We start from the raw sequence: 25,701 nt of genomic DNA on the forward strand, positions 1-25,701 counted from the left end.
TGCGGCATGCGCCCCGGTGCCTCTTGCCAGAGCGCTTTGTGCCTCGCGCCAGGGCAAAGTTGGCCCGCAATCTGCAAAGCATCCCCCAAGCAAAATTGATCGACTGGTCAGACGCGGCGCGCAACGGCGCCATGCTGATCGGCTCAGGGCCGCAGGGCCGGGATTTTCAGGGGGCCAGGATGTCTTTGGCGCAACAGATCGAGCAGCAAGACGACGACAGCGGGTGGAGCGCCTACCTGCAACTGCGCTTTGTGCAACGCGACGGCGTGACCCGCCTTGGTGCGCGCAAGCATTTCGGACCTCTTTTGGTGCAACGACCGTTTCATCCGGAAGGCAGCCCATGCCACGTGTACATCCTGCACCCGCCAGGCGGCATCGTCGCCGGCGACCGGCTTGAGCTGGACATCCAGCTGGAAGCCGGCAGCCACGCGCTGCTGACCATGCCCGGCGCGAGCAAGTTCTACCGCAGCATCGGCCCGACCGCGCGCTTGCATCAGCACTTTCACCTGCAGGCCGGGAGCACCCTGGAATGGCTGCCTCAGGACAGCATCTTCTTTTCCGGCGCCAGGGCGAGCCTGGACAGCCGCTTCACCCTGGAGCCGGGCGCGCGTTTGCTCGCCTGGGAAACGCTATGCCTGGGCCGTCCGGTAATGAACGAGCGCTTCGAGCAAGGCGCGCTGGACAGCCGCCTGCGCGTCGAGCTGCCGGGTGATCCGGGCCTGCACGAGCGCCTGCGCATCGAGGGCGGGCGCCTGGACAAGGTCGGCGGGCATCCACTACTGGCGACCTTTTGCGCCGCGCCCGCTGACCAGGCGTTGCTGGAGCAGGTCCGCGAGTTGCTCGACAGCCTTGGCAACCCGGTCGGGGCAACCCTGCTGGGCGAGCTACTGGTGATCCGCCTGCTCGATCACGACAACCAACATCTGCAACACACCCTGCAGCGCCTTTGGCATGTGCTGCGCCCGGCCGTTCTCGGCCTGGCGCCATGCCCGCCGCGCATCTGGGCTACCTGAGAGAGACGCCGTGGAACTGACCCCCAGAGAGAAAGACAAGCTGCTGCTGTTCACTGCCGCATTGCTGGCCGAGCGCCGCCTGGGCCGTGGCCTGAAGCTCAACTACCCGGAAGCCCTGGCGTTGATCAGCGCCGCGGTGATGGAGGGGGCCCGCGATGGCCGTACCGTCGCCGAACTGATGAGCCTTGGCCGTGAGGTGCTGCGGCGCGATCAGGTCATGCCCGGCGTACCGGAAATGATCCATGACGTGCAGGTCGAGGCAACCTTTCCTGACGGCACCAAATTGGTGACCGTTCATGATCCTATCGTCTGAGGAGGCCGGCATGATTCCGGGTGAAATCCAAGTCGCCGTTGGCGACATCGAGCTCAACGTGGGCCGGGCAACGGTCAGCGTCAAGGTTGCCAATCACGGTGACCGGCCGGTACAGGTCGGCTCGCATTACCACTTCTATGAAGTCAACGACGCACTGGTGTTCGAGCGTGAGCCGACCTTGGGCTTTCGCCTGGATATCCCGGCCGGCACCGCGGTGCGCTTCGAACCCGGCCAGGCGCGTACCGTGCAGTTGGTGGCCTACGCCGGCAAGCGCGAGATATATGGTTTTCAGGGCAAGGTGATGGGCCCATTGGAGGGCAGCGCATGAGCCGGCTGTCGCGTCGCGCCTATGCCGACATGTTCGGCCCGACCGTGGGCGACCGGGTGCGCCTGGCGGACACGGCGCTGTGGGTCGAGGTCGAGAAAGACTTCACCATCTATGGTGAAGAGGTCAAGTTCGGCGGCGGCAAGGTCATCCGTGACGGCATGGGGCAGGGCCAGATGCTGGCGGCCGAGGCGATGGACCTGGTCCTGACCAACGCACTGATCATCGACCACTGGGGCATCGTCAAGGCAGACATCGGCATCAAACACGGGCGGATTGCCATGATCGGCAAGGCCGGCAACCCGGATGTGCAGCCTGGCGTCACCGTACCGGTCGGCCCTGGCACCGAGGTCATCGCCGCCGAGGGCAAGATCGTCACCGCTGGCGGCATCGACTCGCATATCCACTTCATCTGCCCGCAGCAGGTCGAAGAGGCCCTCACCAGTGGCGTCACCACGTTTATCGGCGGCGGGACCGGGCCGGCCACCGGCACCAACGCCACTACCTGCACACCTGGCCCTTGGTACATGGCGCGCATGCTGCAAGCGGCCGACAGCCTGCCGATCAATATCGGCCTGCTCGGCAAGGGCAATGCCTCGCGCCCTGAAGCGCTGCGCGAGCAGATCGCTGCTGGCGCAGTCGGGCTCAAGCTGCATGAAGACTGGGGATCGACTCCGGCTGCGATCGACTGCTGCCTGAGCGTGGCCGAAGAGATGGACATCCAGGTCGCGATCCACACCGACACACTCAATGAATCGGGCTGTATCGAAGACACTCTTGCCGCTATCGGCGACCGCACCATTCATACCTTCCACACCGAAGGCGCCGGCGGCGGCCATGCCCCGGACATCATCCGCGCAGCAGGGCAGGCCAACGTGCTGCCTTCGTCGACCAACCCGACCTTGCCGTACACCGTCAATACCGTCGACGAACACCTCGACATGCTGATGGTTTGCCATCACCTCGACCCAAGCATTGCCGAAGACGTAGCGTTTGCCGAGTCGCGCATTCGCCGTGAGACGATTGCCGCCGAGGACATCCTCCATGACATGGGCGCATTTGCCATGACCTCGTCCGATTCGCAGGCCATGGGCCGAGTTGGCGAAGTGGTGATTCGCACCTGGCAAGTAGCCCATCAGATGAAGCTGCGCCGCGGCCCGCTGGCACCCGACAGCGACTACAGTGACAACTTCCGGGTCAAGCGCTACATCGCCAAGTACACCATCAACCCGGCAGTGACCCACGGCATCGCCCATGAAGTCGGCTCGCTGGAAGTCGGCAAGCTGGCTGACCTGGTGCTTTGGAAACCTGCGTTCTTCGCGGTCAAACCGGCCTTGGTGATCAAGGGCGGGATGATCGTCACCGCGCCGATGGGCGATATCAACGGCTCGATTCCAACACCGCAGCCTGTGCACTACCGGCCGATGTTCGGCGCACTGGGCGCCGCTCGCCATGCCACACGCATGACTTTCGTGTCGCAGGCAGCGCTCGATCAGGGCGTGGTCGAGCAGCTCAACCTGCAGAGCCTGATCGGCGTGGCCAAGGGCTGCCGCCAGGTGCGCAAGCGCGACATGGTCCTGAACACGCTGCAACCGCAGATCGAAGTCGATGCACAAACCTATCAGGTGCGTGCCGACGGCGAGCTGCTGGTGTGTGAGCCAGCCAGCGAACTGCCGTTGGCGCAGCGCTATTTTCTGTTTTGAAGGAGCACCCATGATTGTTCTCAACCGGCGCATCAGTGCCGCCGACAGCGCCGAGCAGACGATTACCGGCACCGTGACCCTGAGTGTCGATAGCCGGATCAAGAGCCGCCTGCGGGTGACTCTGGACGATGGCCGTGATGCCGGCCTGATGCTTGAGCGTGGCCACCTGCTGCGTGGCGGCGAGCTACTCGGCGATGCCGACGGCGTGCACCTGGTGCGCGTGCTGGCTGCTGCCGAGTCGGTCTCGACCGTGCGCTGCAGCGACCCGTTGCTGCTGGCGCGGGCAGCCTATCATCTGGGCAACCGCCACGTGCCGTTGCAGATCGATGCCGGCCTGCTGCGTTATCAGCATGACTATGTGCTGGACGACATGGTCCGTGGCCTTGGCCTGCAGGTCACGGTCGAGCAGGCACCGTTCGAGCCTGAAGCCGGCGCTTACCAGAGTGCGCCACACAGCCATGCCCACGGCAATGATCACCCCTTCGTGCGTATGCCCGCTGCCCACTAATAAGGAACCCAGATGAAAAAGACACTCGCCCTTGCCCTGCTGTTGGTGGCCGTACCGGCCTTCGCGCACCCCGGTCATGACAGCAGCCCGCTGCACGATGGCCTGCTGCATCCGTTGACCGGCCTTGATCACTTGCTGATGTTGCTCGGTACCGGCGTGCTGGCGGCCTTGACCCGGCGCAACCTGCTGTTGCCGCTGGCAACCCTGGCAGCGATGTTTGCCGGTGCTGTGTTTGGCCATCTGTTCGGTGGGGTGCTGGGCATGGAAAGCATGATCGTCGGCTCGCTATTGGTGGCAGCAGCGGCGTTGCTGGTACCTGGCCGGCAAGTGTTACTGGCCCTGGCAATGCCGCTGTTCGCGCTGTTCCACGGCTGGGCACATGGCGTGGAAGCAACCCCAAGCGCCTTCTGGCTGTTCAGTGCCGGGTTCGTTACCGTCAGCGGTTTGTTGCTCGCCGCGGGCTTTACCGTCGGTTGCCTGCTACGCCGCCACGCCAAGCTGCAGAAAGCCTGTGGCGGCGGCCTGCTGGCGTCGGCCGCTGTCATGCTGGTCGGCTGATGAGCAGCGACCTGGCGTTGCTGCGTTTACTGCAGCTGGCCAGCCCGGGCTTGCCGGTGGGCGGCTTCACCTACTCGCAAGGGCTGGAATGGGCGGTCGAGGCCGGCTGGGTAAGCACCACCGAAGGTTTCTGCAACTGGCAGCGTGAGCAGTTGCACGACACCCTCGGTTATCTCGACTGGCCGCTGCTGGCCCGCCTGTACCGCGCGTGCGAGCGTGCTGACGTCGAGGCTTTCGGGCACTGGAGTCAGTTTCTCCTGGCCAATCGCGAGACCGCCGAGCTGCGCCTTGAAGAGCGCCAGCGGGGTTACGCGCTGGCGCGCATTCTTGACGGCTGGCAGCTCGGGCAAGACCTTGCCTGGCGGCCGCAGCTTGAACTCACCCAGTTAGGGGCGATGGCATGGCTCGCCGTGCACTGGGCAATTCCTATACGCCAGCTGGCGCTGGGGCTCGGCTTTGCCTGGCTGGAAGGCGCGGTCATGGCCGGCGTCAAGCTGGTGCCGTTTGGCCAGCAGGCGGCGCAGACCGTACTGCGCGACCTGGCCGCCGAACTGCCGGCGGTGCTGGACATGGCGCTGGAGCTGGACGACGAGCAGTTGGGCGGCGGCCTGCCGCTGCTGGCCATCGCCTCGTCGCGTCACGAAACCCAATACACCCGTTTGTTCCGTTCTTGAGGACTGCCAACATGCAAAGCTATCAGCAACCCCTGCGCATCGGTGTCGGTGGCCCGGTCGGCTCCGGCAAGACTGCGCTGCTCGAGGCCCTGTGCAAGGCCATGCGTGATCACTACCAGATCGCCGTGGTCACCAATGACATCTATACCAAGGAAGATCAACGCATTCTTACCGAAGCCGGCGCCCTGGAGCCCGAGCGGATTGTCGGCGTGGAGACCGGCGGCTGTCCGCATACGGCGATCCGCGAAGACGCCTCTATGAACCTGGCTGCGGTGGAGGCACTGGCGCGCAAGTTCGGTAACCTTGAGGTTATCTTCGTCGAGAGCGGCGGTGACAACCTCAGCGCTACCTTCAGCCCCGAGCTGGCCGACCTGACCATTTACGTCATCGATGTTGCCGAGGGCGAGAAGATTCCGCGCAAGGGCGGCCCAGGGATTACCAAGTCGGATTTGTTGGTGATCAACAAGACTGACCTGGCGCCCTATGTCGGCGCATCGCTTGAGGTCATGGAACGTGATACCAATCGCATGCGTCCAGAGCGGCCCTGGACGTTCAGCAACTTGAAAAAGGGCGAAGGGCTGCAAGCGGTGATCGACTTTATCGTCGAGCGCGGCATGCTTGGTGTCAGGGCGTAAGGCACAAGCGCCATCAGTCATGGCTGCAGCAACTGGTCGGCTCTCGAGGGGCCGACCAGTAGGGTTGGTTACCAGCGGGCTATCAGCGCTGCGGGATCAAGCGCTCAACTCGTCGCGGTAGCTGGCCAGGTAGACCAAGCGCTGATGACTGGCCTTCTCACGATCGTCGATGATCATTTTCAGGGTGAAAGAAGCCTGGTCCAGATACGCTGGCAGCTCCTGGCCAGTAATGTACGTGCCTGACAGCTTGTTGAGTTTGCTCCAGCCATCCTTGAAAGTCTGGGCAAATCGGTCCGATACCACGCCAACCGCCAGCCACTGTCCTGCCTGGCTGATAAAGAATTCGTCGGTAGAGCGGACCAACTGGGCCAGGCGATTGGCACGCAGCCGTGCGCTATTGCCGGCACTCTCATAGCTGGAAACCTGGTCCGTCGCCTGGTCAAGGATGACCTGCATGAAGTCGGAAAATGATTTGAAGAAAAACGCCATTTCTTCAACGATCTCTTTGGTCCGCTTGAGTGCGCTCACGCTCAGATTCAACGATCGAACGGCAAGTTCGATGTTCTGTTTCTCGTTCCGCTGGCCGGCAAGCAGGGCAGTGAGGTTTACCAGCTCGGAAGCTTGCTCACGGCGGGTATTTTCGTACTCCTCGGCTTTAACGAGCATCTGCATTTGCATGTCGCGCAAATTACCTGCTTGTTTGCGTTGTTCATCACTCAGCGATGCGGCATGTTCGCCGATGGCTTTGAGCGCCTCCTCCAGTTGTGACAGCTCCTGGCTGAGTTCGCCTTGCCGTGCGGCTACCTTTTCAAGGTCGGCCTGGACATCGCTGATACGGCCATCGAGGGTACCCTTGGCCGGATCAGCGGCGTCGGCGTTGCGCTTGCTCAAGTCATCCAGGTTGGACTTCAACTTGTCACGCTGCTCGTTGAGCAGCGTTTGCTCCGCACGCAGCTCGGAGCGCGCTTTTTTCATCTGGATATCTTTGTGCAGGCCATCTGCCTGGTTCTGCTGGCCAAGCCCTGCTGCGGCTGCCATCGAGGCGCCGCCAATCACGGCCGATGCGCCGCCGGTAGCTCCCATGGCTATCATGGGCAGCAGCCCCCCCAGCATCTGTGCGCCGGTCTTCAAAAGCGACGCCCAGAACGATTTTTGCTCGGCGGTCTTCGCCTGTGATCCGTATTCTTGCGCCAGCTTTTCATAGCGGGCAACCTGTTGCTGCAAGTCGGTGACCAGACCCTCGAGCATCTCGCGCCGAGCATTAGCGATGACGAGTTCGCTCTGCAGCTTGCTATCTGCCTGAATGGTATCGCTTAGCGCGACTTCGCTGCGTGCGGTCGCTTCGGCGGTGTTACGGATGATGACATCGTATCTGTCCGCGATCGTGGTAAGGCTGTCGCGCACGGTAATTGCCGCTTGGGTGATTTCGTTGGCCATGGCCAGCAAATCAGCGGTGACGAATTCCTTGATTTGCTCCGGGTCACCGCCTTCCTTCACGTCAAGCCAGTCGGGTAGGCAGTTGCGCAAGGTAGTGCCGATTCTATTGGCGACGCGAATAGCGCTCTTGATGCCTCGCTCACTCTCCTGCTGAGCGGTGATCAAGTCATTCATGATCGAGCCGATCCTGACGCGGATGTCTCCCTGCTCCTGGGGCGTGGTGTTGTAGGCGATGTAGAGCAGGTCGATGGCATGGTCGGTATCGTGCTTGGCCCGACTGGTGTCATAGGTGCCTTCGATCTTCTCGACATAGTTGGCGACCAGCGCAGTCTGCTCGACAGGTAAGCGCAGCGGTGTGGCAGTGCTCAGCGCTTCGATATGGCTGCTTATAGCGCTATCGATACGAGCATTGCGGCTGATGAATGGAATGACTTCGCTCATGGTAATGGCCTTTTTGGTGGGTTATCGGGGCTGCAGTCCACTTCCCAGGAGGTCGGGAAGCGCACGCCTTGGTCGCGTAAAGGCGACCAGGCTTTTTCCAGAAGACGCCGGCCGGCGATCAGGTTGGCTTGAGCAGGCGGCTCAAGCAGGGCAAGGGCATCGGCTTGGCATTTGCGCGGATTGGCCGTGTTTGCTGCGCACTCGTCGCCGGCAAACAGGAAATCGTCAACGTCGTGGGTAATGCTCTGCCTGGTTTCGCGTGACGAGGCCAACAGCGACTTGACTGCTGCGATCTGGCGCTCGGCCGAGCGGCCGATGGCAATGCAGTATTGGACAGCCGCTATCTCGTTACTGATGCCGCGCAGAGCCTGGTCGTGTTCAGGTCGCCACGGTAGGGATTGGTTGCGCTGGCGTTCCTGTTGCAGCTGTCGCTGCAGACGCCCGCGTGCGGCCTCCAGCTCAGGCAAGCGCCTGAGCTCACCGCCGACACTGTTTTCGATGTGCTGAATACGGCTAATCATCAGCTCTTCCACGCTTTGCAGGTGTGCCGTGCAGACAGTCATGCGTGCCTCCAACACGGGTTCGAGGCTGGCACGGGCTGCGTTGCCGTAAAGCACCGCACACAGCGCGAGCAGCACGCACGGCTGAGCAAGCGATGAGTGCAACCTGTGGCACATTCGGAAAGTGATTTTCATTGGGCACCTCGCTACGAAGTCCCTTGAACACCCGTCACGGACTGCTGCAAACAAGCGCGACGGTGGTCCTCAGGTGGTGCCGGGATTAAGCCCCGGGCGCCATCTGCGGATAAGCAGGAAAGGCTCTACTTGGAGTTGAGCGCTGAGTTAAGTGAGGAAGCTCAAGCGCGCAGACGTGCCCTAGAGGGCGGAGGAGGGGTAACGCTTGAGGCCACGCGTTACCAGGCGAGGGTCATCAGTTGCCTACGATCTGGCCAGCATTCGCCGGGAGCCATCGTCGGGTAAGCGTCATTTCAAGGCTGAGGGTTACTGCTGCCAGATCCCTGGCCAGTGCCCACGGGAGCGTCGGGAGTACCCATGCCCGGTAGTTTGTGATCGTTGCTCTGGCTGGCAGGAGGGCTGTCTGGATCATTGCCGTTCAGGCGAGGGTCAGTGTTGCGTGGCATGGGTGTTTCGATAGGGTTGAGCGTGCTGTCCGCGCCAGGCTTGGGCGCGCTGTTATGCGGGTCGTCGGGGTAGGTCGGGCCTGTACCGGCGGCCATGGCCAAAGGCGTTGCGAGCACGACGGCAAGCAGCAGGAAGCGTTTCATGGGCAAGCTCCTTTGCGTGGATAAAGTGCCAGCCTTGCCGCGGAACAGACGTTGATCACGCGGCAAGGCCCTCATCTCACTTGAGCCTTACACCCCACCCTAGGTGCCAGTATCCCGACCAACGGTCAGACGAACTGCGCCAGCAACATGATGAAGATGATGCCGACCACCGACAGGATGGTCTCCATCATGCTCCAGGTCTTGAACGTTTCTGCTACGGTCATGTTGAAGTACTGCTTGACCAGCCAGAAACCGGCGTCGTTGACGTGGGACAGAATCAGCGAACCGGCGCCGGTGGCCAGCACCAGCAGCTCACGGTTGACCCCGGGCACCAGCGCGATCACCGGTGCAACGATACCAGCGCCGGTGATGGTCGCTACCGTTGCCGAGCCTGTGGCGATCCGGATGACCGCCGCCACCAACCAGGCCAGCATGATTGGCGATATCTGCGCTTGCACCGCCATCTGGCCGATGACGTTGCCCACACCAGTGTCCACCAGCATCTGCTTGAAGCCGCCGCCAGCGCCGACAATCAACACGATGGCGGCGGTGGGGGCCAGGCTCTGGTCAAGCATCTTCATGATCTGCTGACGGTTGAAGCCGCGCGCCGCGCCGAAGGTGTAGAACGCCAGCAGCAGCGCCGCGAGCAGGGCGGTGATCGGGTGGCCGATCAGGTCCATCCACTGGCGCACGATGTTTTCAGCGGGCAGCACCACATCAGCAAACGTCTTCAGCAGCATCAGCACTACCGGCAACAGCACGGTGATCAGGGTGATGCTGAAGCTTGGCAGGTTGCGCTGGTCGGACTCGCGAGCAATCTGGTCCATCAGCTCTTGTGACGGGTTGCCCGGGATGTAACGCGAGATGAAATTGCCGTACAGCGGGCCGGCGATGATTGCCGTCGGCAGCGCTACCAGCAAACCGTAGAAGATGGTCTTGCCGATGTCGGCATTGAAAATGCCGATCGCCAGCAACGGGCCTGGATGCGGCGGCACCAGCCCATGCACGACGGACAGGCCTGCCAGCAGCGGAATACCGATCTTGACCAAGGATACCCCGGTGCGTCGGGCTACGATGAACACCAGCGGGATCAGCAGCACAAAGCCGATTTCGAAGAACAGCGGGATGCCCACCAGAAATGCGGCGAACATCATGGCCCAGTGCACCTTCTGTTTGCCGAAGGCGCGGATCAGAGTCTGCGCGATCTGGTCAGCGCCGCCGGAGTCGGCCATCAGTTTGCCGAGCATGGTGCCCAGTGCAAGCACGATGCCGACAAAGCCAAGCACGCCGCCAAAGCCGTCCTGAAACGACTTCATGACCTTGGCCACGGGCATGCCCGAGGTCAGGCCGAGAAAGCCCGCAGCCAGCGTCAGCGCAACAAAAGGATGCACCTTGAAGTGGGTGATCAGCAGGATGAGCCCGATGATGGTCACCAGGGCATCGAGTAGCAGGAACGTATCGGTAGCCAGTCCGAACATGATTAATGAGCCTCGGTTTTGTCTTTGTTGTTAGGCGTAGCGTTATGGAACTTCTGGTGCTTTTTAACGTCGAGACAGCGCTGTCTTTGGTGAGCTGGTAAACCGCCGCTCAGGCGATTCGCGCCAATGCCCGCTCACCGCAGGGCTTTAACCAGTCATGTACGCTTTCGGCCAGCGCGGCCACCGGCCGGGTAGCGTCCAGCGCCAAGGTCAGTGGCTCGCCACGAGGGGATTCGAGGGCGGCAAACTGGCTTTCGATAAGGCTGGCAGGCATGAAGTGGCCAGGACGGGCCAGCACGCGCTTCTCGGCCTCGGCAGGGGTCAGCTCGAGGAACACGAAGCCTAGCTCAGGCACCGCTTCACGCAATGCATCGCGATAGCGGCGCTTCAAGGCAGAGCAGGTCAGGATTGGTCGTTCGCCGGCCTTGAGCGTGGCCTGTAGCTCCTGGCCGAGCAGCACCAGCCAACCGGCACGGTCGGCATCATCGAGCGGCACGCCAGCGCTCATTTTTTCGATATTGGCAGCGGGGTGGAAAGCATCGCCTTCGATCAGCCGACCGCCACTGCGGGCGGCAATGGCAGCGCCGATGCAGCTCTTGCCGCAGCCTGCTACACCCATCACCACGATCGCGGACAGGGGAGAGTTCATCAGTACCTCCTGCAGGTAAGATAGCGCTGTCTCGACATGGACGTCGATGTGTGGGCGCCACCCTCCCGGATGTTATTGGTCTTGTCTAACGCAGTATGGTCGCTCGACGCAGGGCAATTGATAAAGATTACATTGCCTGTGTCCTGGGACAGCGCTACCTTAGTGGCCGTTCCCCACCCTTGGCAAGTAGTAAAATTACAACACCCATGTCACGCACCGGCTCCCGCACTACTGGTCGTCCCACCCTGGCAGAAGTCGCCAGGCTCTCCGGCGTTTCACCGATCACGGCCTCGCGGGCGTTGCGCGGTGTCGCCACCGTTGCCCCTGAACTGGCCGAAAAGGTCCTCGCTGCGGCGGCCACCCTGGGTTACATCGCCAACCCGGCAGCCCGCGCGCTGGCCTCGGCGCGCAGCCATTCGGTGGTGGTATTGATCCCATCGCTGTCCAACCAGCTGTTCATCGATACCCTCGAAGCGATCCACGCAGTGATGCGGCCGCGCGGTCTCGAAGTGCTCATCGGCAACTATCACTACGACGTTGATGAAGAAGAGAACCTGATCCGCAACTACCTCGCCTATCAGCCCTGTGGCGTGCTGTTGACCGGCTTTGATCGCACCGAAGGTTCGCGCCATTTGCTGGCTGCCAGCCGAGTGCCCTGTGTGCACATGATGGAGCTGGGTGAGCAGGCAGATGCGGTGTCTGTAGGGTTCTCTCAGCAGCAGGCAGGCTACGCTGCCGCCCGCCATTTGATCGAGCGGGGTCGACGGCGGCTGGCGTTTATTGCCGCGCAGCTCGACCCGCGGGTAATGCAGCGCGCCGCAGGCTTTCGCCAAGCGTTGCTTGAGGCCGGATTGCAAGCGCCCGAACTGGAGCTGCTGGCCGCACAGCCCTCGTCAATTGGTCTTGGCGGCGAACTGTTCAGCCGCTTGATGGCACAGGCGCCGGAGGTCGACGGGGTGTTCTTCTGTAACGATGACCTTGCGCAGGGCGCAGTCCTGCAGGCCCTGCGCCAAGGCATCGCAGTGCCGCAACGAGTGGCCATGGTCGGCTTCAACGACCTGCCAGGTTCTGCCCACATGGTGCCGCCGTTGACCTCGATCCGGACCCCGCGTGCTGCCGTTGGTCGGGCCGCGGCGCAAGCGCTGCTGGCGATGCTCGATGGCAAGCGGGTGAGCGCCACGCGTCAGGATCTGGGCTTTGAGCTGATGGTTCGGGAAAGCTCCTGAAGCGGATAATTGTAAGGTGATATCAGCGGGCTTGCGCCGTTTCGCCGGCGATCTATGCTGAGGGCACCCCGTCCATGCAAGGAGCCCGGCGTCATGTTCGATTACCATCGCAAATCCGATATCGTCGAAATCCAGCGCTGTCATCAGGCCTTGGTGGGGATGGAGGCCAGACTGGCCGCGATCAGTCGGTCGATGGCCATGATCGAGTTCACCGCCGACGGCGCTATCATTGCCGCCAACGATAAATTCTGCCAGGCATTGGGCTATAGCGCCCAGGAGATCGCGGGCAAGCATCATCGCCTGTTCTGCGATCCGGAGTACGCCAAAAGCCCGGCCTACCAGCAATTGTGGCAAGCGCTGGGCAGAGGCGAGGCCATCAGCGGTACCTTCGAGCGCGTCGACAAGGCTGGCCGCGAGGTCTGGCTGCAAGCCAGTTACATGCCCGTGCTGGATGAGCAACAGCGCGTCACCAGTGTGATCAAGGTCGCCTCTGACATCACTCAGCGAATCCACGACGAGCACGAAAGCGAAGCCCTGCTGCAGGCGATCGGCCGATCCATGGCAGTGATCGAATTCACACCAGAGGGGCGGGTACTGACTGCCAATGCCAACTTCTTGCGAACCATGGGCTACCGCCTCGAAGAAGTGGTGGGCCGTCATCATGGACTGTTTTGCCTCGCCCATGAGCGTGAGTCGGCCGAATACCGCGAGTTCTGGGCGTCGCTTAACCGCGGCGAGTACCATTCGCACCGTTTCGAGCGAATCAACAAGCAAGGGCAGGTTGTCTATCTGGAGGCTTCATACAACCCGATCTTCGATAACAAGGGCCGGTTGGTCAAAGTGGTCAAGTTCGCCAGCGACATCACCGCCCAAGTCAGCACTCAGCAAAGCGCCGCCGATGCCGCCCACGCCAGCTCCGTGCAGACTGACGCCTGCGCGCGTAAAGGCAGCGAGGTGGTGCAGCAGACCGTGCAGGTGATCGAACAAATCTCTCAGGAGCTGAGCGACGCTGCGCGGACCATCGACGCTGTCAGCAAGCAGTCGGAGATCATCGGCCAGATTGTATTGACCATTCGCGGCATTGCCGACCAGACCAACCTGCTGGCACTCAACGCCGCAATCGAAGCGGCGCGCGCCGGTGAGCATGGCCGTGGTTTCGCTGTGGTAGCCGATGAAGTACGTAATCTGGCTGCACGCACCAGCAAGGCCACCCTGGAGATCGTCGATGTGGTCAGGCAGAACCACGACTTGTCACTGACTGCGGTCGCCAGCATGCAATCGAGCTTGTCGCACACAGGGCGCGGCGTGCAGTTGGTCAACGAGGCGGGCACGGTCATTCTGGAGATTCAGCAAGGCTCGCGGCACGTTGTCGATGCGATCGGTCAGATCAGTTCGACTCTGCAATTGCATTGAGCCCAGCGCGCAGTTCACCTAGCAGGGTGTGCAGGCTTGCCTGCAATTGCTCCCGGGCGGCTGCGCTGGGTTGGTCCGAGGCCAAGGCCTGCTCGAGTGTCTCGCAGTCGCGTACGACCCCGCGCACCTTGAGCATTTTCGCGCCGCCCTTGATGCGATGCGCAAGGTCGCGTAGCGCAGCGCTCGGCGGGTTTGCTCCCAATGCGTGCAGGGCGGCCAGGTCTTCGGCGGCACTGCGTGCCAGTTGCTCGAGCAGACGTCTGATCAGTTGCTCGTCACCTTGGGTCAAATTACGCAACTGATCGATGTCGAATCCGCTTGGGCGCGGAGTTGGCGGATTCAATGCGCAGCGCGGCAAGTGCGCCTTGAGGGTATGCAGCCCGATCGGTTTGAACAGACAGTCGTTCATGCCGCTGTCCAGGCAGCGGACGCGCTCCTCGGCCTGCGCGTTGGCGGTAACGCCGATGATGGTGCAGGCAGGCTGGCCACTTGCGCGTTCCAGCGCACGAATGCTGCGGCTGAGCTCATGACCATCCATGACCGGCATGCTGCAGTCGGTGATAACCAGATCGAACTCGCCCGCTTGCCAGCTGGTCAGGGCCAGTTGGCCGTTTTCAGCCAACGTCACCTGATGACCGAGGCTGTTCAGTTGTTTATCGAGCAACAGCAGGTTGGCCGGGTAGTCGTCGACCACCAGAATGCGCAGAGGTTGGCCGGGTTGCTGCTGGGTGGCCTCGCTGATCTGCGGCTGCGATGCAGGCGTTGCGCTGGGCAGCGCCAGTCTGACCTCGACGCGCGTGCCAAGGCCCTCGACGCTTTGCAGCTGCAGCGTGCCGCCCATCAGTTGGGCCAGGCTGCGACTGATCACCAGACCCAGCCCTGCACCTTGCTGGGCGCGTGGGCCGTCGACCTGGGCAAAGCTGTTGAACAGGCGCGCCTGGTTGACGGGGTTGATACCCACGCCACTGTCTTGCACGCATAAGGTCAGTTGCAGCAGCTCTGCCGAGGCCGGCGCGCAGGTGAGGCTGACGAGGATCTCGCCGCGGTCGGTGAACTTGATCGCATTGCTCAGAAGATTGGCCAGGACCTGCTTGAAACGCAGCGGATCGATCAGCACCCAGAGTGGCTGCTCAGGCAGCTCGCTGCGCAGTTGCAGGCGTTTGATCCGGGCATTGCCGTCAAATACGCGCAAGCTGGCACGGACCAGTTCGATCAGATCGGTCGGCACCGGTGTCAGGGTCATGTGGCCAGCTTCGATGCGCGAGATGTCGAGGATGTCGCCAATCAGCTCAAGCAGACCAATCGCGGAATCGTGGGCAGTCTGCAAGGTCAATGGGTCGCTGCGAGCGCCATCTTCCAGGGCCAGCTCCAGCAAGCCGATAACCGCGTTCATTGGCGTGCGAATCTCGTGGCTCATGGTGGCCAGGAAGGTGCTTTTAGCCTGACTGGCCTGCTCGGCAGCGTCCTTGGCCTGGCGTAGCTGCTCAAGCAGGCCCCGACTGAGGAGCAGTTGCGCCTGCAACGCCCGTTGGGCCTCGGTGCGCTGCTGGATCAGCTTGCGCAGATAGGTGTTCCAGAACACGACACCGGCCAGCAGCACGCCGCCGAGAACCAGCATCAGCAGGGCCAGGCTGCGATAATTGCGCCACGGGCTGTCACTGACCAGGGTGGTGTTGCGCCATCGGTTGACCAGTTGATCCAATTCGTCGGGCGGTATGCTCAGCAGCGCCTTGTCGACAATCGCATGCAGCTCAGGCTGATTGGCAGCCATGGCGAAGGCAGCCATCGCCGGTTCCTCGCCAAACAAGGCGGCAATGCGCAGGCGATGATTGAACACATGATCTATGTAATAGCGCGCATTGATATGGCTGCTCAAGGCGACTTCTGCTTCACCGTTGGCCACCGCTTCCATCAGCCCCAGTGGTGAATCGACTTCCACCAGCTTCGCCTGTGGATGTTGGCGCTGCACCAGTGCACCCTGCGGAGAGCCACGTACTACTGCGATCCGGCGGTTGTCGATCAATGCCGCCGGAGTGCTGGCGGGGTTGCCGGCGCGGGTTACCAGCACCCGCGGACTGACCAGGTAGGGGCGAGTGAAGCGCAAGCGTGCCGCGCGCTCGCTGCCGTAACCGATCGCGCCGATCATTTGCGCCTCGCCCCGCAGCAGTTGGTCAACCATTTCCTGGACGGCATCCACTTCGCTGATCTGAAAATCCAGCCCGGTGCGCAAGCTGATCTGCTTGAGCAGATCGGGGGCGATCCCGCTCGGGCGTTGCTCGGCGTCGTCGAAGGTCAGCGGCGCCAGGGACGGCGTGACCAGCACCTTGACGCTGCGGTTATGTTCGATCCAGTGTTGTTCGGCAGGGGTCAGCGGGGTGTTCAGGCGCTGGAGCAGGAGGCTGGTATTGCCGCTGCTCCAGCGCCGCAGAATGTTCAGCCGCTCGCTGTCGCTGATGCGGCTCAGGGCCTGGTTGAGCAACCTGAGCAGGCGCGAGTTGTCGCGGCGCGTGGCGAAGGCGAACGAGCCGCCGGGCAGCGCCGAAAAATGGTCGATGCGCACCTGGCCTTGGTAGCTCTTGCCGATCAGGTAGTCGGTGCTGATGGCGTCGCCCAGGTAGACGTCGGCGTCGCCCATGGCGACCGCAGACAAGCCGCTCAAGGTCGAGCGATAAAGTTGCAGCTGTGCCTGCGGATACTGGGCCTTGACCGTACTGGCCGGCAGGTAATGGTCGACCATCGCCAGCCGCAGCCCGGCCAGGTCATCGCCGTGGCGCACGGCCTTGTCCTGGTCCTGTCGAGCGACGATCACCGGCAGGTCGTCTGCATATGCCTGGCTCAAGGTAAGCTCGGCATTGCTGGCTTCGGTTGCGTTGGAACTGCCCAGCAGATCGATTTGCCCGTCCTGCAAGGCTTTGATCGCCTGTTCGCGGCTGTCAAAGCGCTGCACTTGAACGGCTATGCCCAACTGCTCGCTGATCAAGCCGGCATAGTCAGCATTGAGCCCTTCATGATCGGCTGGGGTGATATTGATTTCAAAAGGCAGGTAATCCGGCCCCGAGCTGCCGAGTACCAGTACCTTGTGCTGGTTCAGCCACTCGCGGTCATCGACGGCAAGGTCCAGTGGAGCAGCAGCGCTGCTCGAGCGTGCCAGCAACTGCCGGGGCTGACTGTCAGCGAGCACGGCCGCAGACGCGCCGCTAAGGCTGATCAGGAGTAGCAGTGTGCGCAGACCGGTCATGGCGTAAAGCTTCAGTTGACGCTGTTGCGCTTGGCCAGATCGATCATTTCCACCAGCGACTCCGACTTGAGCTTCTCCATGATGCGTCCGCGGTAGGTGCTGATGGTCTTGGCGCTAAGGTTCATGGACTCGCCAATGGCCTTGTTGTTTTCGCCCCGAGCCAGCCTGCGCAGTACCTCCATTTCACGGTTGGACAAACTGTCCAGTCGGGCGTTTTCAGACTCCAGCGAATTGCTGTTGACCGACATTTGCGGAAAGGTCGAGTAGCCCTTGATCAGTGCCTTGAGGGCGAATACCACCGACTCGATGTCTTCGTTCTTGTTGACGAAAGCGCCAATCCCGGCGTCCAGGCAACGCCTGACGTAGAGGTCGGCAGGCTGCCCGGTCAGGGCCATGATCTTGGGTGGTGGGTCCAGCAGCTGCAGGCGCTTGATCACCTCCATGCCGTCCAGCTCGGGCAGGCCGATGTCAACGATCACTACCTGGGGTGAGAGTTTGCGGGCCAGTTCCACGGCTTCCTTACCATCTTCGGCGGTGCCAATGACTCGAAAACGTTCGCGCTCAAGCAGCATGCGTACAGCCGTTAGAACGATTGGGTGGTCATCGACCAGCATCACGGTTGTCATTGCTAGCTCCTGTGGTGAAGAGGGTCCGTTGCCTGAATCACACAGGAACGTAGCTGAGGGTTGATCCGCAAACCTCAGGCAGCGCGCAAGATACGTCGATTCTCAGTCCATGATAATGCCGAGTATATGCGTGATGAACAAACCAGGTGATTCTGAGGAAAATTCCTACAAAAAATACGGTAACAATCAGGATGCGGCAGGCCTTCCGGCCTGCCGGCGGTAGGAATCAGGCGCAGGGCGCGTGGTCTTTGATGACGCGCTTAGTTGAGGCGGGGTTGTTGCTCAGTGCGTTACCAACGCGGGTCGGCCGGCTTTGCAGCTGACCAGCGCAGTTCGGGCAGCGTCCGTGCAGACGTTGTTCGGCACAGCTACGGCAATACGTGCATTCGAACGAGCAGATCATTGCATCCGGGCTGTCGCCGGGCAGTTCGACGGCGCAGCATTCACAGTTGGGGCGTAGTTCCAGCATGGGCGTGGCTCCGATAGCAACAAGGTAGGTCGAGTCTGCTCCGCGCTGGCGGCGCTGGCAATCAGCCGTTGCCGGGGCGATACAGGTGAGCATGGCCGGCGCGATACAGGGCTGATTCGGCGAACGGTGTATCCCCAAGTACGTGACCGACCAGGATCAGCGCAGTTCGCCGAAAATCCCGTGTACTGGTGAGTTCGACGATGTCCGCCAGCGTGCCTTTGACCCAGTCCTGATCCGGCCAGGTGGCGCGATGGATGACCGCAACCGGGCAGTCAGCGCCGTAATGCGGCAGCAGCTCTGCGACGATCCGTGGCAGGTGCTTGACGCCGAGGTGGATCGCCAGGGTGCTGCCATGCCGGGCCAGATCGCCGAGTTGCTCGCCGGCGGGCATCGGCGAGCTGTCGCCGTAACGAGTGAGGATCACCGTTTGGGCGATGCCCGGCAGGGTCAGTTCACAACCCAGCAGCGCGGCGCTGGCCGCCGTTGCCGTTACCCCAGGGATGATCTGGTAGTCGATGCCCAACTCGCGCAAGTGACGGATCTGCTCGCCGATGGCGCCATACAGGCTCGGGTCACCGCTGTGCACCCGCGCCACATCGTGGCCTAGCGCATGCGCGCTGTGCATGGCGTCGATGATCTGCTCAAGGTGCAGTTCGGCGCTGTTGATGACAGTTTCGGCGCTGTGGCCCTCGAGCACTGCGGCGGGGACCAGCGAGCCCGCGTAGATGATCACCGGGCACTGCCGGATCAGGCGCTGGCCTTTGACCGTGATCAGTTCCGGATCGCCCGGGCCGGCGCCGATGAAGTAGACCGTCATGGCAAATCCTTGCAAATAAAATGGAGGCGATTATCCAGCACTGGCGAGGGCGAGGGTAGCGCCCGCCAACGTTTGCCGGGTGAGCACCAGCCGCGCGCTGCCGTGAGCACGCGCGGCCAAGGCCAGGGCGGTGCTTTCGGCTACGCCCCAGCAGCCGCTGTGGGCGAAGGCTGTAGCGGAGTGCTGGCTGAGCTGTGGGGCAAAACGCTGCAACTGCTCTGCGGGAAAAAACTGCAGCGCCAGTTGCAGGCGATCGGCCAGTTGATGCAGGCCGGCCTCGCTGACTTTCAGCTCGATACTGGCGATGCCCTGCACTGCATGCAGGGTTAAGCCAAGGCTGGCCAGACTTTGTTGCAGCAGCGCTTCAAGCAGGTCGGCGGGGCAGCCCTTGCGGCAGCCAACGCCGACATACACGGCGGGTAGCGGCTCAGACATCAAGCCTGCCGCGAGCGGCGGAACAACCACGCACTGAGCAAGCCCAGGGCAATCCAGAAGGCGGCATTGGTCAGCCACGAGGCGATCTTGAACTGGGTTGCCAGGGCTTCAGGCGCAAGACTTTCATGCACGCTCGGCTGCGGCGCGCCGATCACGTGTGGCAGCGCCAACAGCAGTACGCCGACTACCTTCAGCAGCCAATGCTGGGCAAACACAATCAGGCCCAGGCCGACCGCAGTTGCGGCCGCAGTGCCGATCCACCAGGTCTGGCGCTGGCCAAGGTCGGCTGCCGCCGTGCCCGGCAGCTCTGCCGGCAAGCCCAGCGTTGGCGCCAGGCAGAACACGGCAAAACCGGCCAGGCCCCACAGCGCTCCGGTGGCGACCCGGTTGGGTTCGCGCAGGCTGTACAGCGCTGCCAGCATCAAGGCAAAGCCGACTGCAACCACCAGGTTGCCGCCGGTGGTGGCCAGCACGCGCTGCCAGCCGTCTTCAGGCGCCCAGGCTTCGGCACTGTGCTCGTGGGCAGCAACGGCGCTGTCGCCATGCTCATGCTGGGCAGCCGGCGCTGGGCTCTCGAAGGTTTCCGCTTCGAGGATCAACGGGCTGATCCAGAAGCTTTGCAGCAGGGTCAGCAGCAGGGCGGCGAGCAGGCCGCTGAACCCTGCAGTACGGGCAATGCGCGTGATCATGCGAGTCTACTCAGTGGCAGGGGAAGGCAGCGCTGTGGCGCGTATCGTGGGCTGCGTTGTGCACCGCCTCGATGTGCGAGAAACCGGCGAAGTACACCAGGCACAGGCCAACCAGGCTGGCGCCGACGGCGATGACCAGGCGTTGACTGAGGCTGACGGGGGTGGCGATGCTGTGTTTGGCACTGGTGATGGGCATGACGCAATCCTCTGCTTGTTATAGGCAGGGGGCAAGCGCACCGGCCCCGGGCATGGATGGCCCAGGGCAATGCGACAGCGCCCGCCCACCGCGGGGTGTTGATATTCGACTACGCAGGCCGGTCTCCGGGCTCACGAGGAGGAGCAGGGCTCCTTGAAAAGCGTCACCTTCCCATGCCCTACAGCCTGGCACAGTGGTCAAGACACTTCGCTCGCTTACCGTTGCGGGGGCAGCACCGGAGTAGTCGGGCTCTCCATTGAGGCCAGCGACGCACCGGTTTCCCGTTTCACCCCATAGGGGGCACCTGAACGCAAGGCGCTAGCAAACCATGCCGCAGCGGCGCGCTGCAAGTGACAAGTTGCACGCCAGCGTGCATTCAGCCGCCTATATATGGCAGATGACAGCCCCTAAAGCCGCTTGCAGCTTGCCGCCGGGGTGCGTAGCCTTGTCTGCTTCGAGGTTCTCCGGCGTGGCCGGAGCTAAGACGGGAACGCGGTCAAGCCGCGGCTGCCCCCGCAACTGTAAGCACTGATCAGGATCGACACAGCCACTGCGCCTTGCGCGGGAAGGCGTCATCCAACCGGCCCGGCGCCGGTGCGGTGCAAGCCAGGAGACCTGCCTCGAGACGATTTCGACTTTAATCCGGGCGGGGTGATCCGGAGGCGAACAAGCCCGGCTGTGACAGCCTGCGGCGCTCGTCCTGCATGCCCGCGCCATTCTGCCAAGGGCACACGCATCCATGAAAACACTGGCCAAACTCCCCGTCACCATCGTCACCGGCTTCCTCGGCTCGGGCAAAACCACGTTGCTGCGGCACATGCTCGACAACGCCCAGGGCAGGCGCATCGCGGTGATCGTCAACGAGTTCGGCGAGCTCGGTATCGACGGCGAAATCCTCAAACAATGCACCATCGGCTGCACCGAAGAAGAAGCCTACGGGCGTGTCTTCGAGCTGGCCAACGGCTGCCTGTGCTGCACCGTGCAGGAAGAGTTCTTCCCGGTCATGCGTGAGCTGGTGGCACGTCGCGGCGATCTGGACCACATCCTGATCGAAACCAGCGGCCTGGCCTTGCCCAAACCGCTGGTGCAAGCCTTCCAGTGGCCAGAAATCCGCAACGCCTGCACGGTCGATGCGGTGATCACCGTGGTCGACAGCCCGGCAGTGGCTGCCGGTACCTTCGCAGCGTTCCCAGACCAGGTCGATGCCCAGCGCAAGCTCGACCCGAACCTTGATCATGAGTCGCCGCTGCACGAACTGTTTGCCGACCAGCTGGCCAGCGCTGACCTGGTGGTGCTGAACAAGGCCGACCTGATCGACGCCGAAGGCCTGGCCAAGGTTCGCGCCGAAGTCTCCGAAGAGCTGCCGCCGGCGGTCAAGGTCATCGAAGCCAGCAGCGGCCGCCTGCCGCTGGATGTGCTGCTGGGCCTGGGTGCCGAATCGGAAGCGCACATTGATGGGCGCCGAACTCATCATGACAGCCACCATGACGACGATGATCATGACGATCACGACCATGATGCCTTCGACTCGATCTCGCTGGATTTGCCAGAGGCCGATGAGCGCTTGCTGCTGGCGGCCCTCAACCAATTGGTAGTGGAGTTTGGCATCCTGCGCGTGAAAGGCTTTGCAGCCATCCCGGGCAAGCCGATGCGTCTGCTGATCCAGGGCGTAGGGACCCGCTTCGACAAGCATTTCGACCGGGCCTGGGGCGCTGACGAGGCGCGCATCACGCGCCTGGTACTGATTGGCCAGGAGCTTGACGCCATTCAGCTCGAAGCCCGTCTGCGTCAGGCTCTGGAAGCCTGATCCATGCACCTGTTGCGCACCCAGCCCGGTGGTTTTGTCCCGGACGACAGTATTGCCGACCTCGGCCAGACTGCCGCCGAACTGGTCATTCTGTGCAGCGGTGACTCGCACCTGGCGCTGCTGGCCGAAACCGCGGAACAGCTGCCTGGCGACTACCCCAGCGTGCGCCTGGCCAATCCCATGCAGGTGCAAAACCATGCCTCGGTCGACCTGTATGTCGACCAGGTGCTGCGCCATGCAAAGTTGATCCTGGTATCACTGCACGGCGGCGTTGGCTACTGGCGCTACGGCATCGAGCAGTTGGTCGAGCTGGCGGCGCGCGGTGTTCAGGTGATCATGGTCCCGGGCGATGATCGGCCTGACCCCGAGCTCACCGGTTTGAGCACGGTCAGCAGCGACCAGGCCGAGCGCCTGTGGCACTACCTGCGCCAGGGCGGCAAGGCCAACGCGCTGAATCTGTTCAACTGCGTGGGCAACCTGTGGTTCCAGCGCGACTATGCCTGGCAGGAGCCGGAAGCGCTGGCCCGTACCGTGGTCTACCACCCAGCCAAGGCCAGTGCGCAGTTGCCGGACTGGTACGCCGACTGGGATCCTGCGCTGCCGGTGGCGCCGCTGCTGTTCTACCGCTCGCACCTGCAGGCGGCCAACACCGCGTTCATCGACGTGTTCTGTCAGCGGCTGCAGATGGCGGGGCTCAACCCGTTGCCGATCGCTGTAGCCAGCCTCAAAGAGCGGGCCTGTCTCGATCAGGTTGAAGCGTGGATGGATGAGGTCCAGGCCGAGGTGGTGATCAACACCACTGGCTTTGCCTTGTCCAGCCCCGAGCGCCCCAACGCGCGGCCGCTGCGCCGGGATGTACCGGTGTTGCAGGCGATCTGCGCGCAGGACAATCAATTGGGCTGGGAAACCAGCGAGCAGGGCCTCGGCGGCCGCGATCTGGCCATGCACATCGTGTTGCCGGAGCTGGACGGGCGAATCATCACCCGGCCGGTCAGCTTCAAGGACCTGGCCTGGCGCAGTGAACGCAGCCAGGCGGATGTGGTGTGCTATCGCGCCCACCCGGAACGCATGGACTTCGTCGCCGAGCTGGGCCGTCGCTGGGTCGCGCTGGCGCGCTTGCCGAATGGGCAAAAGCGTGTCGCGCTGATCCTCGCCAACTATCCGACCCGCGATGGCCGGATTGGTAACGGTGTCGGCCTGGACACGCCGGGGGCGGCCTTGAACATCCTTGAGGCGATGCGCGCTGCGGGTTATCCGCTGGACGAGCTGCCGGCCACCGGCACCGCGCTGATCCAGCACTTGCTCGGTGGCGTGACCAACGACCTCGACAACCTCGATCAGCGCCCATGCGCGCAGAGCCTGAGCCTGGCCGACTACCAGGCCGCGTTCGCTCAGCTGCCGGCAGAAAACCAGGCGGCCGTGCTCGCCCGCTGGGGCGCCCCTGAAACAGACCCGATGTGCCGCAGCGGCCGCTTGATGGTAGCGGGCCTGCGCTTTGGGCAGACCTTCGTCGGTATCCAACCGGCGCGCGGTTATCAGGTTGACCACAGTGCGGTGTACCACGACCCGGATCTGGTTCCGCCGCATGGCTACCTGGCCTTTCACTTCTGGCTGCGCCACGCTTATGCAGCGGACGCCGTCATTCATGTCGGCAAGCATGGCAACCTCGAGTGGTTGCCAGGCAAGGGCGTCGGTCTGTCGGCGCAGTGCTGGCCCGACGCGCTGCTGGGGCCGATGCCGAACATCTACCCGTTTATCGTCAACGATCCGGGCGAGGGCGCCCAGGCCAAACGCCGCACCCAGGCGGTGATCATCGACCACCTGATGCCGCCGCTGACCCGCGCCGAGAGTTACGGCCCGCTGCGCGACCTCGAACAGCTGGCCGACGAATACTACGAAGCCCAGCTGCTTGATCCGCGCCGTGCGCAGGAGCTGCAGCGCGACATTCTGGCGCTGGTCAAGGCCAACCATATCGACCGAGAGCTGCAGCTTGAAGGTCAGCTGGATGATGCTGCAGTGTGGCTGCCGCGCCTGGATACCTACTTGTGCGACTTGAAAGAGTCGCAGATTCGCGATGGTTTGCACGTGTTCGGCCAATCGCCGCAAGGCCGCCTGCGCAGCGATACGCTGCTGGCGTTGCTGCGGGTCGAGCGCGGTGACGGCAAAGGCGGCAACGCCAGCCTGATTCGTGCTCTGGGCAAAGCCTTCGAGCTCGGTTTCGATCCGCTCGACTGCGACCTCGGTCAGCCTTGGCAAGGGCCACGGCCGGCCATGTTGCAGGCACTGGCCGACGCGGCCTGGCGCACCCACGGTGATACGCGCGAGCGCCTTGAACAACTGGCGTTGACGTTGATTGAACAAGCGCTGGCCGGCAACCTGAAGCTGCCCACCGAAGAACAATGGCAGGGCGTGGCACAGGTACTTGAAGAGCTGCTCTCGGTTGTCGCGCCAAACCTCGACAGCTGTGGCGGCGCCGAGCTCGAGGGCCTGCTCGCGGCACTGGCTGGGCGCTTCGTCGCGGCAGGCCCCAGTGGCGCACCGAGCCGCGGCCGGCTTGATGTGCTGCCGACTGGGCGCAATTTCTACACCGTCGATGTGCGCAACTTACCCACTACCACTGCGTGGCGACTGGGCTTCGCCTCGGCCAACCTGATTCTTGAGCGGCACCTGCAGGACCATGGCGATCATTTACGCCAACTCGGCCTTTCGGTCTGGGGCACCGCGACCATGCGTACCGGTGGCGACGACATTGCCCAAGCCATGGCCTTGATGGGCGTACGCCCGGTGTGGGCCACCGGCAGCCAGCGCGTCGACGACTTCGAGATCCTGCCGGTGAGCTTGCTCGACCGGCCACGGGTCGACGTCACCCTGCGTGTGTCAGGCTTCTTCCGTGATGCGTTCGGTAACCTGATCCGCCTGTTCGACGCCGCCGTGCAGGCAGTGGCGGCACTGGACGAGCCAGATCACCTCAACCCGCTGGCGGCCCGCGTGCGGGCTGAGCGCCAGGCACTGATCGAGAGAGGCATCGAAGCCGAGCAGGCTGCGCGCCAGGCTGGTTGGCGGGTGTTCGGCGCCAAGCCAGGTGCCTATGGAGCCGGGGTGCAGAACGCCATCGACGGCCGTCTGTGGCAGGACCGCAAGGACCTGGCGGAGGTTTACCTCAACTACGGCAGCTACGCTTACGGCGTCAGTGACGAGGGCACGCCCGCCCGTGCCCAGTTCGCCACGCGGCTGGGCCAGGTGCAGGCAGTGCTGCAGAATCAGGACAACCACGAGCACGACCTGCTCGATTCCAACGATTATTACCAGTTCCAGGGCGGCATGCTGGCCGCTGCCGAAACCTTGCACGGCGAGGCGGTAGCGAGTTACCACGGCGATCATAGCCAGGTCGACCGACCACGCATCCGCACTCTCAAGGAAGAGCTCAACCGAGTTATCCGTGCTCGGGCGCTGAACCCAAAGTGGATCGACGGCGCCAAGCGCCACGGCTACAAAGGCGCGTTCGAGCTGGCAGCGACGGTCGACAACCTGTTCGCCTTCGACGCCACCACGCACCTGATCGACGACCATCATTATCAGGCGCTGGCCGAGGCCTATGTGCTTGACCCGGCGACCCGTGAATTCATGCGCGAGCACAACCCCGAGGCCCTGCGCGACCTGACCGAGCGTTTGCTGGAGGCCCAGCAACGCGGCCTCTGGGAGGAACCCGGCAGTTACCGTGAAGCACTTGAGGAGCAGTTGCTCGAAGGTGAGGAAGACCACTGAA

The 25,701-nt window shown here is 62.9% G+C and carries 23 protein-coding genes, 2 pseudogenes and 2 riboswitches; of the genes and pseudogenes, 13 read left to right on the forward strand and 12 right to left on the reverse strand.

The genetic code is table 11. The annotated features are described in order from the left end of the window. Positions 1–179: 179 nt before the first annotated feature. The 8 genes from K3F44_RS05770 to ureG are packed head-to-tail and all read left to right on the forward strand — an operon-like array spanning position 180 to position 5,729. The gene (locus K3F44_RS05770) at positions 180–1,013 is read left to right on the forward strand and encodes an urease accessory protein UreD (RefSeq protein WP_220633531.1); all 834 of its coding nucleotides are present in this window, start codon (positions 180–182) and stop codon (positions 1,011–1,013) included. Positions 1,014–1,023: 10 nt separating this feature from the next. After that, complete coding sequence (locus K3F44_RS05775) at positions 1,024–1,326, forward strand: urease subunit gamma (RefSeq protein ID WP_101319021.1); 303 nt, start codon at positions 1,024–1,026, stop codon at positions 1,324–1,326. Between the two features lie 10 nt (positions 1,327–1,336). Continuing rightward, positions 1,337–1,654, forward strand: coding sequence for an urease subunit beta (locus K3F44_RS05780; protein WP_220634146.1), 318 nt, complete (start codon positions 1,337–1,339; stop codon positions 1,652–1,654). Continuing rightward, the gene (gene ureC, locus K3F44_RS05785; protein WP_150569384.1) at positions 1,651–3,354 is read left to right on the forward strand and encodes an urease subunit alpha; all 1,704 of its coding nucleotides are present in this window, start codon (positions 1,651–1,653) and stop codon (positions 3,352–3,354) included. Before K3F44_RS05780 ends, ureC begins: the two co-directional genes overlap by 4 nt. Positions 3,355–3,364: 10 nt before the next feature. Then, positions 3,365–3,862: an urease accessory protein UreE gene (ureE, locus tag K3F44_RS05790; RefSeq protein ID WP_150571947.1), complete on the forward strand. Its 498-nt coding sequence runs from the start codon at positions 3,365–3,367 to the stop codon at positions 3,860–3,862. A gap of 12 nt (positions 3,863–3,874) precedes the next feature. Next, positions 3,875–4,420: a HupE/UreJ family protein gene (locus K3F44_RS05795; RefSeq protein WP_101319029.1), complete on the forward strand. Its 546-nt coding sequence runs from the start codon at positions 3,875–3,877 to the stop codon at positions 4,418–4,420. Continuing rightward, the gene (locus K3F44_RS05800; protein WP_220633532.1) at positions 4,420–5,094 is read left to right on the forward strand and encodes an urease accessory protein UreF; all 675 of its coding nucleotides are present in this window, start codon (positions 4,420–4,422) and stop codon (positions 5,092–5,094) included. The genes K3F44_RS05795 and K3F44_RS05800 overlap by 1 nt, the downstream gene beginning before the upstream one ends. An 11-nt stretch (positions 5,095–5,105) precedes the next feature. Next, positions 5,106–5,729 carry an urease accessory protein UreG gene (gene ureG, locus K3F44_RS05805; RefSeq protein WP_101319033.1) on the forward strand — a complete coding sequence of 208 codons (624 nt, stop codon included), beginning with the start codon at positions 5,106–5,108 and terminating at the stop codon, positions 5,727–5,729. A 96-nt stretch (positions 5,730–5,825) separates the two neighbouring features. Here ureG and K3F44_RS05810 read toward each other — a convergent pair whose 3' ends face one another. The 5 genes from K3F44_RS05810 to K3F44_RS05830 all read right to left on the reverse strand — a co-directional run bounded on the left by K3F44_RS05810 (position 5,826) and on the right by K3F44_RS05830 (position 11,019). Continuing rightward, positions 5,826–7,607: a hypothetical protein gene (locus K3F44_RS05810; protein ID WP_220633533.1), complete on the reverse strand. Its 1,782-nt coding sequence runs from the start codon at positions 7,605–7,607 to the stop codon at positions 5,826–5,828. Beyond that, the gene (locus tag K3F44_RS05815; protein WP_220633534.1) at positions 7,604–8,170 is read right to left on the reverse strand and encodes a hypothetical protein; all 567 of its coding nucleotides are present in this window, start codon (positions 8,168–8,170) and stop codon (positions 7,604–7,606) included. Before K3F44_RS05815 ends, K3F44_RS05810 begins: the two co-directional genes overlap by 4 nt. Before the next feature lie 425 nt (positions 8,171–8,595). After that, positions 8,596–8,892: a hypothetical protein gene (locus tag K3F44_RS05820; protein WP_188035840.1), complete on the reverse strand. Its 297-nt coding sequence runs from the start codon at positions 8,890–8,892 to the stop codon at positions 8,596–8,598. A 125-nt stretch (positions 8,893–9,017) separates the two neighbouring features. Further along, positions 9,018–10,370, reverse strand: coding sequence for a GntP family permease (locus K3F44_RS05825; RefSeq protein ID WP_103437193.1), 1,353 nt, complete (start codon positions 10,368–10,370; stop codon positions 9,018–9,020). 109 nt (positions 10,371–10,479) lie between these two features. Beyond that, positions 10,480–11,019, reverse strand: coding sequence for a gluconokinase (locus K3F44_RS05830; RefSeq protein WP_150569379.1), 540 nt, complete (start codon positions 11,017–11,019; stop codon positions 10,480–10,482). Positions 11,020–11,225: 206 nt separating this feature from the next. Here K3F44_RS05830 and K3F44_RS05835 point away from each other — a divergent pair, with 206 nt between their 5' ends. From K3F44_RS05835 to K3F44_RS25065, 3 genes and pseudogenes are all read left to right on the forward strand, one after another. Next, positions 11,226–12,245: a LacI family DNA-binding transcriptional regulator gene (locus tag K3F44_RS05835; protein WP_181107158.1), complete on the forward strand. Its 1,020-nt coding sequence runs from the start codon at positions 11,226–11,228 to the stop codon at positions 12,243–12,245. 159 nt (positions 12,246–12,404) lie between these two features. Beyond that, positions 12,405–13,121, forward strand: a pseudogene (locus K3F44_RS25060) (PAS domain-containing protein); the annotation flags it as partial. Positions 13,122–13,229: 108 nt separating this feature from the next. After that, positions 13,230–13,658: pseudogene (locus tag K3F44_RS25065) on the forward strand (methyl-accepting chemotaxis protein); the annotation flags it as partial. On the opposite strand, the gene K3F44_RS05845 reads toward K3F44_RS25065, so the two are convergent. The 7 genes from K3F44_RS05845 to K3F44_RS05875 form a co-directional block, all read right to left on the reverse strand. Beyond that, complete coding sequence (locus K3F44_RS05845) at positions 13,633–16,896, reverse strand: transporter substrate-binding domain-containing protein (protein WP_220633535.1); 3,264 nt, start codon at positions 16,894–16,896, stop codon at positions 13,633–13,635. The pseudogene K3F44_RS25065 and the gene K3F44_RS05845 overlap by 26 nt on opposite strands. Before the next feature lie 11 nt (positions 16,897–16,907). Beyond that, positions 16,908–17,522, reverse strand: coding sequence for a response regulator transcription factor (locus K3F44_RS05850; RefSeq protein ID WP_150569375.1), 615 nt, complete (start codon positions 17,520–17,522; stop codon positions 16,908–16,910). 226 nt (positions 17,523–17,748) lie between these two features. Beyond that, a complete protein-coding gene (locus tag K3F44_RS05855) occupies positions 17,749–17,991 on the reverse strand; it encodes a DUF1272 domain-containing protein (protein WP_150571954.1) in 243 nt (80 codons plus the stop codon). A 61-nt stretch (positions 17,992–18,052) separates the two neighbouring features. Then, positions 18,053–18,808, reverse strand: a complete 756-nt coding sequence (gene cobM, locus K3F44_RS05860) for a precorrin-4 C(11)-methyltransferase (protein WP_101319057.1) — start codon at positions 18,806–18,808, stop codon at positions 18,053–18,055. Between the two features lie 30 nt (positions 18,809–18,838). After that, the gene (locus K3F44_RS05865) at positions 18,839–19,243 is read right to left on the reverse strand and encodes a cobalamin biosynthesis protein (RefSeq protein ID WP_150569372.1); all 405 of its coding nucleotides are present in this window, start codon (positions 19,241–19,243) and stop codon (positions 18,839–18,841) included. Continuing rightward, positions 19,243–19,932 (reverse strand): CbtA family protein, encoded by a 690-nt coding sequence (locus K3F44_RS05870; protein ID WP_220633536.1) that lies wholly within the window; start codon positions 19,930–19,932, stop codon positions 19,243–19,245. Before K3F44_RS05870 ends, K3F44_RS05865 begins: the two co-directional genes overlap by 1 nt. Before the next feature lie 10 nt (positions 19,933–19,942). Next, entirely contained in the window at positions 19,943–20,128 is a 186-nt protein-coding gene (locus K3F44_RS05875) for a CbtB-domain containing protein (protein WP_101319064.1), read from the reverse strand. Positions 20,129–20,226: 98 nt separating this feature from the next. Beyond that, positions 20,227–20,451: riboswitch (cobalamin riboswitch) on the reverse strand. A 117-nt stretch (positions 20,452–20,568) separates the two neighbouring features. Then, positions 20,569–20,766, forward strand: a riboswitch (cobalamin riboswitch). Positions 20,767–20,867: 101 nt separating this feature from the next. On the opposite strand from K3F44_RS05875, the gene cobW reads away from it, so the two are divergent. Then, positions 20,868–21,935 (forward strand): cobalamin biosynthesis protein CobW, encoded by a 1,068-nt coding sequence (cobW, locus tag K3F44_RS05880; RefSeq protein WP_188035845.1) that lies wholly within the window; start codon positions 20,868–20,870, stop codon positions 21,933–21,935. Positions 21,936–21,938: 3 nt separating this feature from the next. Next, positions 21,939–25,700, forward strand: a complete 3,762-nt coding sequence (gene cobN, locus K3F44_RS05885; protein ID WP_220633537.1) for a cobaltochelatase subunit CobN — start codon at positions 21,939–21,941, stop codon at positions 25,698–25,700. Position 25,701 lies beyond the last annotated feature (1 nt).

It is taken from the genome of Pseudomonas sp. S07E 245, assembly GCF_019599025.1.
Taxonomy (GTDB): Bacteria; Pseudomonadota; Gammaproteobacteria; order Pseudomonadales; family Pseudomonadaceae; genus Aquipseudomonas; species Aquipseudomonas shirazensis.

Excerpts from the sequence above, each read along its gene's own strand:
- cobN (WP_220633537.1), top strand. The coding sequence starts at position 21,939 with ATGCACCTGTTGCGCACCCAGCCCGGTGGTTTTGTCCCGGACGACAGT.
- K3F44_RS05870 (WP_220633536.1), bottom strand. The coding sequence starts at position 19,932 with ATGATCACGCGCATTGCCCGTACTGCAGGGTTCAGCGGCCTGCTCGCC.
- ureG (WP_101319033.1), top strand. The coding sequence starts at position 5,106 with ATGCAAAGCTATCAGCAACCCCTGCGCATCGGTGTCGGTGGCCCGGTC.
- K3F44_RS05825 (WP_103437193.1), bottom strand. The coding sequence starts at position 10,370 with ATGTTCGGACTGGCTACCGATACGTTCCTGCTACTCGATGCCCTGGTG.
- K3F44_RS05850 (WP_150569375.1), bottom strand. The coding sequence starts at position 17,522 with ATGACAACCGTGATGCTGGTCGATGACCACCCAATCGTTCTAACGGCT.
- K3F44_RS05810 (WP_220633533.1), bottom strand. The coding sequence starts at position 7,607 with ATGAGCGAAGTCATTCCATTCATCAGCCGCAATGCTCGTATCGATAGC.
- K3F44_RS05820 (WP_188035840.1), bottom strand. The coding sequence starts at position 8,892 with ATGAAACGCTTCCTGCTGCTTGCCGTCGTGCTCGCAACGCCTTTGGCC.
- ureE (WP_150571947.1), top strand. The coding sequence starts at position 3,365 with ATGATTGTTCTCAACCGGCGCATCAGTGCCGCCGACAGCGCCGAGCAG.
- K3F44_RS05780 (WP_220634146.1), top strand. The coding sequence starts at position 1,337 with ATGATTCCGGGTGAAATCCAAGTCGCCGTTGGCGACATCGAGCTCAAC.
- K3F44_RS05845 (WP_220633535.1), bottom strand. The coding sequence starts at position 16,896 with ATGACCGGTCTGCGCACACTGCTACTCCTGATCAGCCTTAGCGGCGCG.
- K3F44_RS05800 (WP_220633532.1), top strand. The coding sequence starts at position 4,420 with ATGAGCAGCGACCTGGCGTTGCTGCGTTTACTGCAGCTGGCCAGCCCG.
- K3F44_RS05875 (WP_101319064.1), bottom strand. The coding sequence starts at position 20,128 with ATGCCCATCACCAGTGCCAAACACAGCATCGCCACCCCCGTCAGCCTC.
- K3F44_RS05795 (WP_101319029.1), top strand. The coding sequence starts at position 3,875 with ATGAAAAAGACACTCGCCCTTGCCCTGCTGTTGGTGGCCGTACCGGCC.
- cobW (WP_188035845.1), top strand. The coding sequence starts at position 20,868 with ATGAAAACACTGGCCAAACTCCCCGTCACCATCGTCACCGGCTTCCTC.
- K3F44_RS05865 (WP_150569372.1), bottom strand. The coding sequence starts at position 19,243 with ATGTCTGAGCCGCTACCCGCCGTGTATGTCGGCGTTGGCTGCCGCAAG.
- K3F44_RS05815 (WP_220633534.1), bottom strand. The coding sequence starts at position 8,170 with ATGACTGTCTGCACGGCACACCTGCAAAGCGTGGAAGAGCTGATGATT.
- cobM (WP_101319057.1), bottom strand. The coding sequence starts at position 18,808 with ATGACGGTCTACTTCATCGGCGCCGGCCCGGGCGATCCGGAACTGATC.
- ureC (WP_150569384.1), top strand. The coding sequence starts at position 1,651 with ATGAGCCGGCTGTCGCGTCGCGCCTATGCCGACATGTTCGGCCCGACC.
- K3F44_RS05770 (WP_220633531.1), top strand. The coding sequence starts at position 180 with ATGTCTTTGGCGCAACAGATCGAGCAGCAAGACGACGACAGCGGGTGG.
- K3F44_RS05830 (WP_150569379.1), bottom strand. The coding sequence starts at position 11,019 with ATGAACTCTCCCCTGTCCGCGATCGTGGTGATGGGTGTAGCAGGCTGC.
- K3F44_RS05835 (WP_181107158.1), top strand. The coding sequence starts at position 11,226 with ATGTCACGCACCGGCTCCCGCACTACTGGTCGTCCCACCCTGGCAGAA.
- K3F44_RS05855 (WP_150571954.1), bottom strand. The coding sequence starts at position 17,991 with ATGCTGGAACTACGCCCCAACTGTGAATGCTGCGCCGTCGAACTGCCC.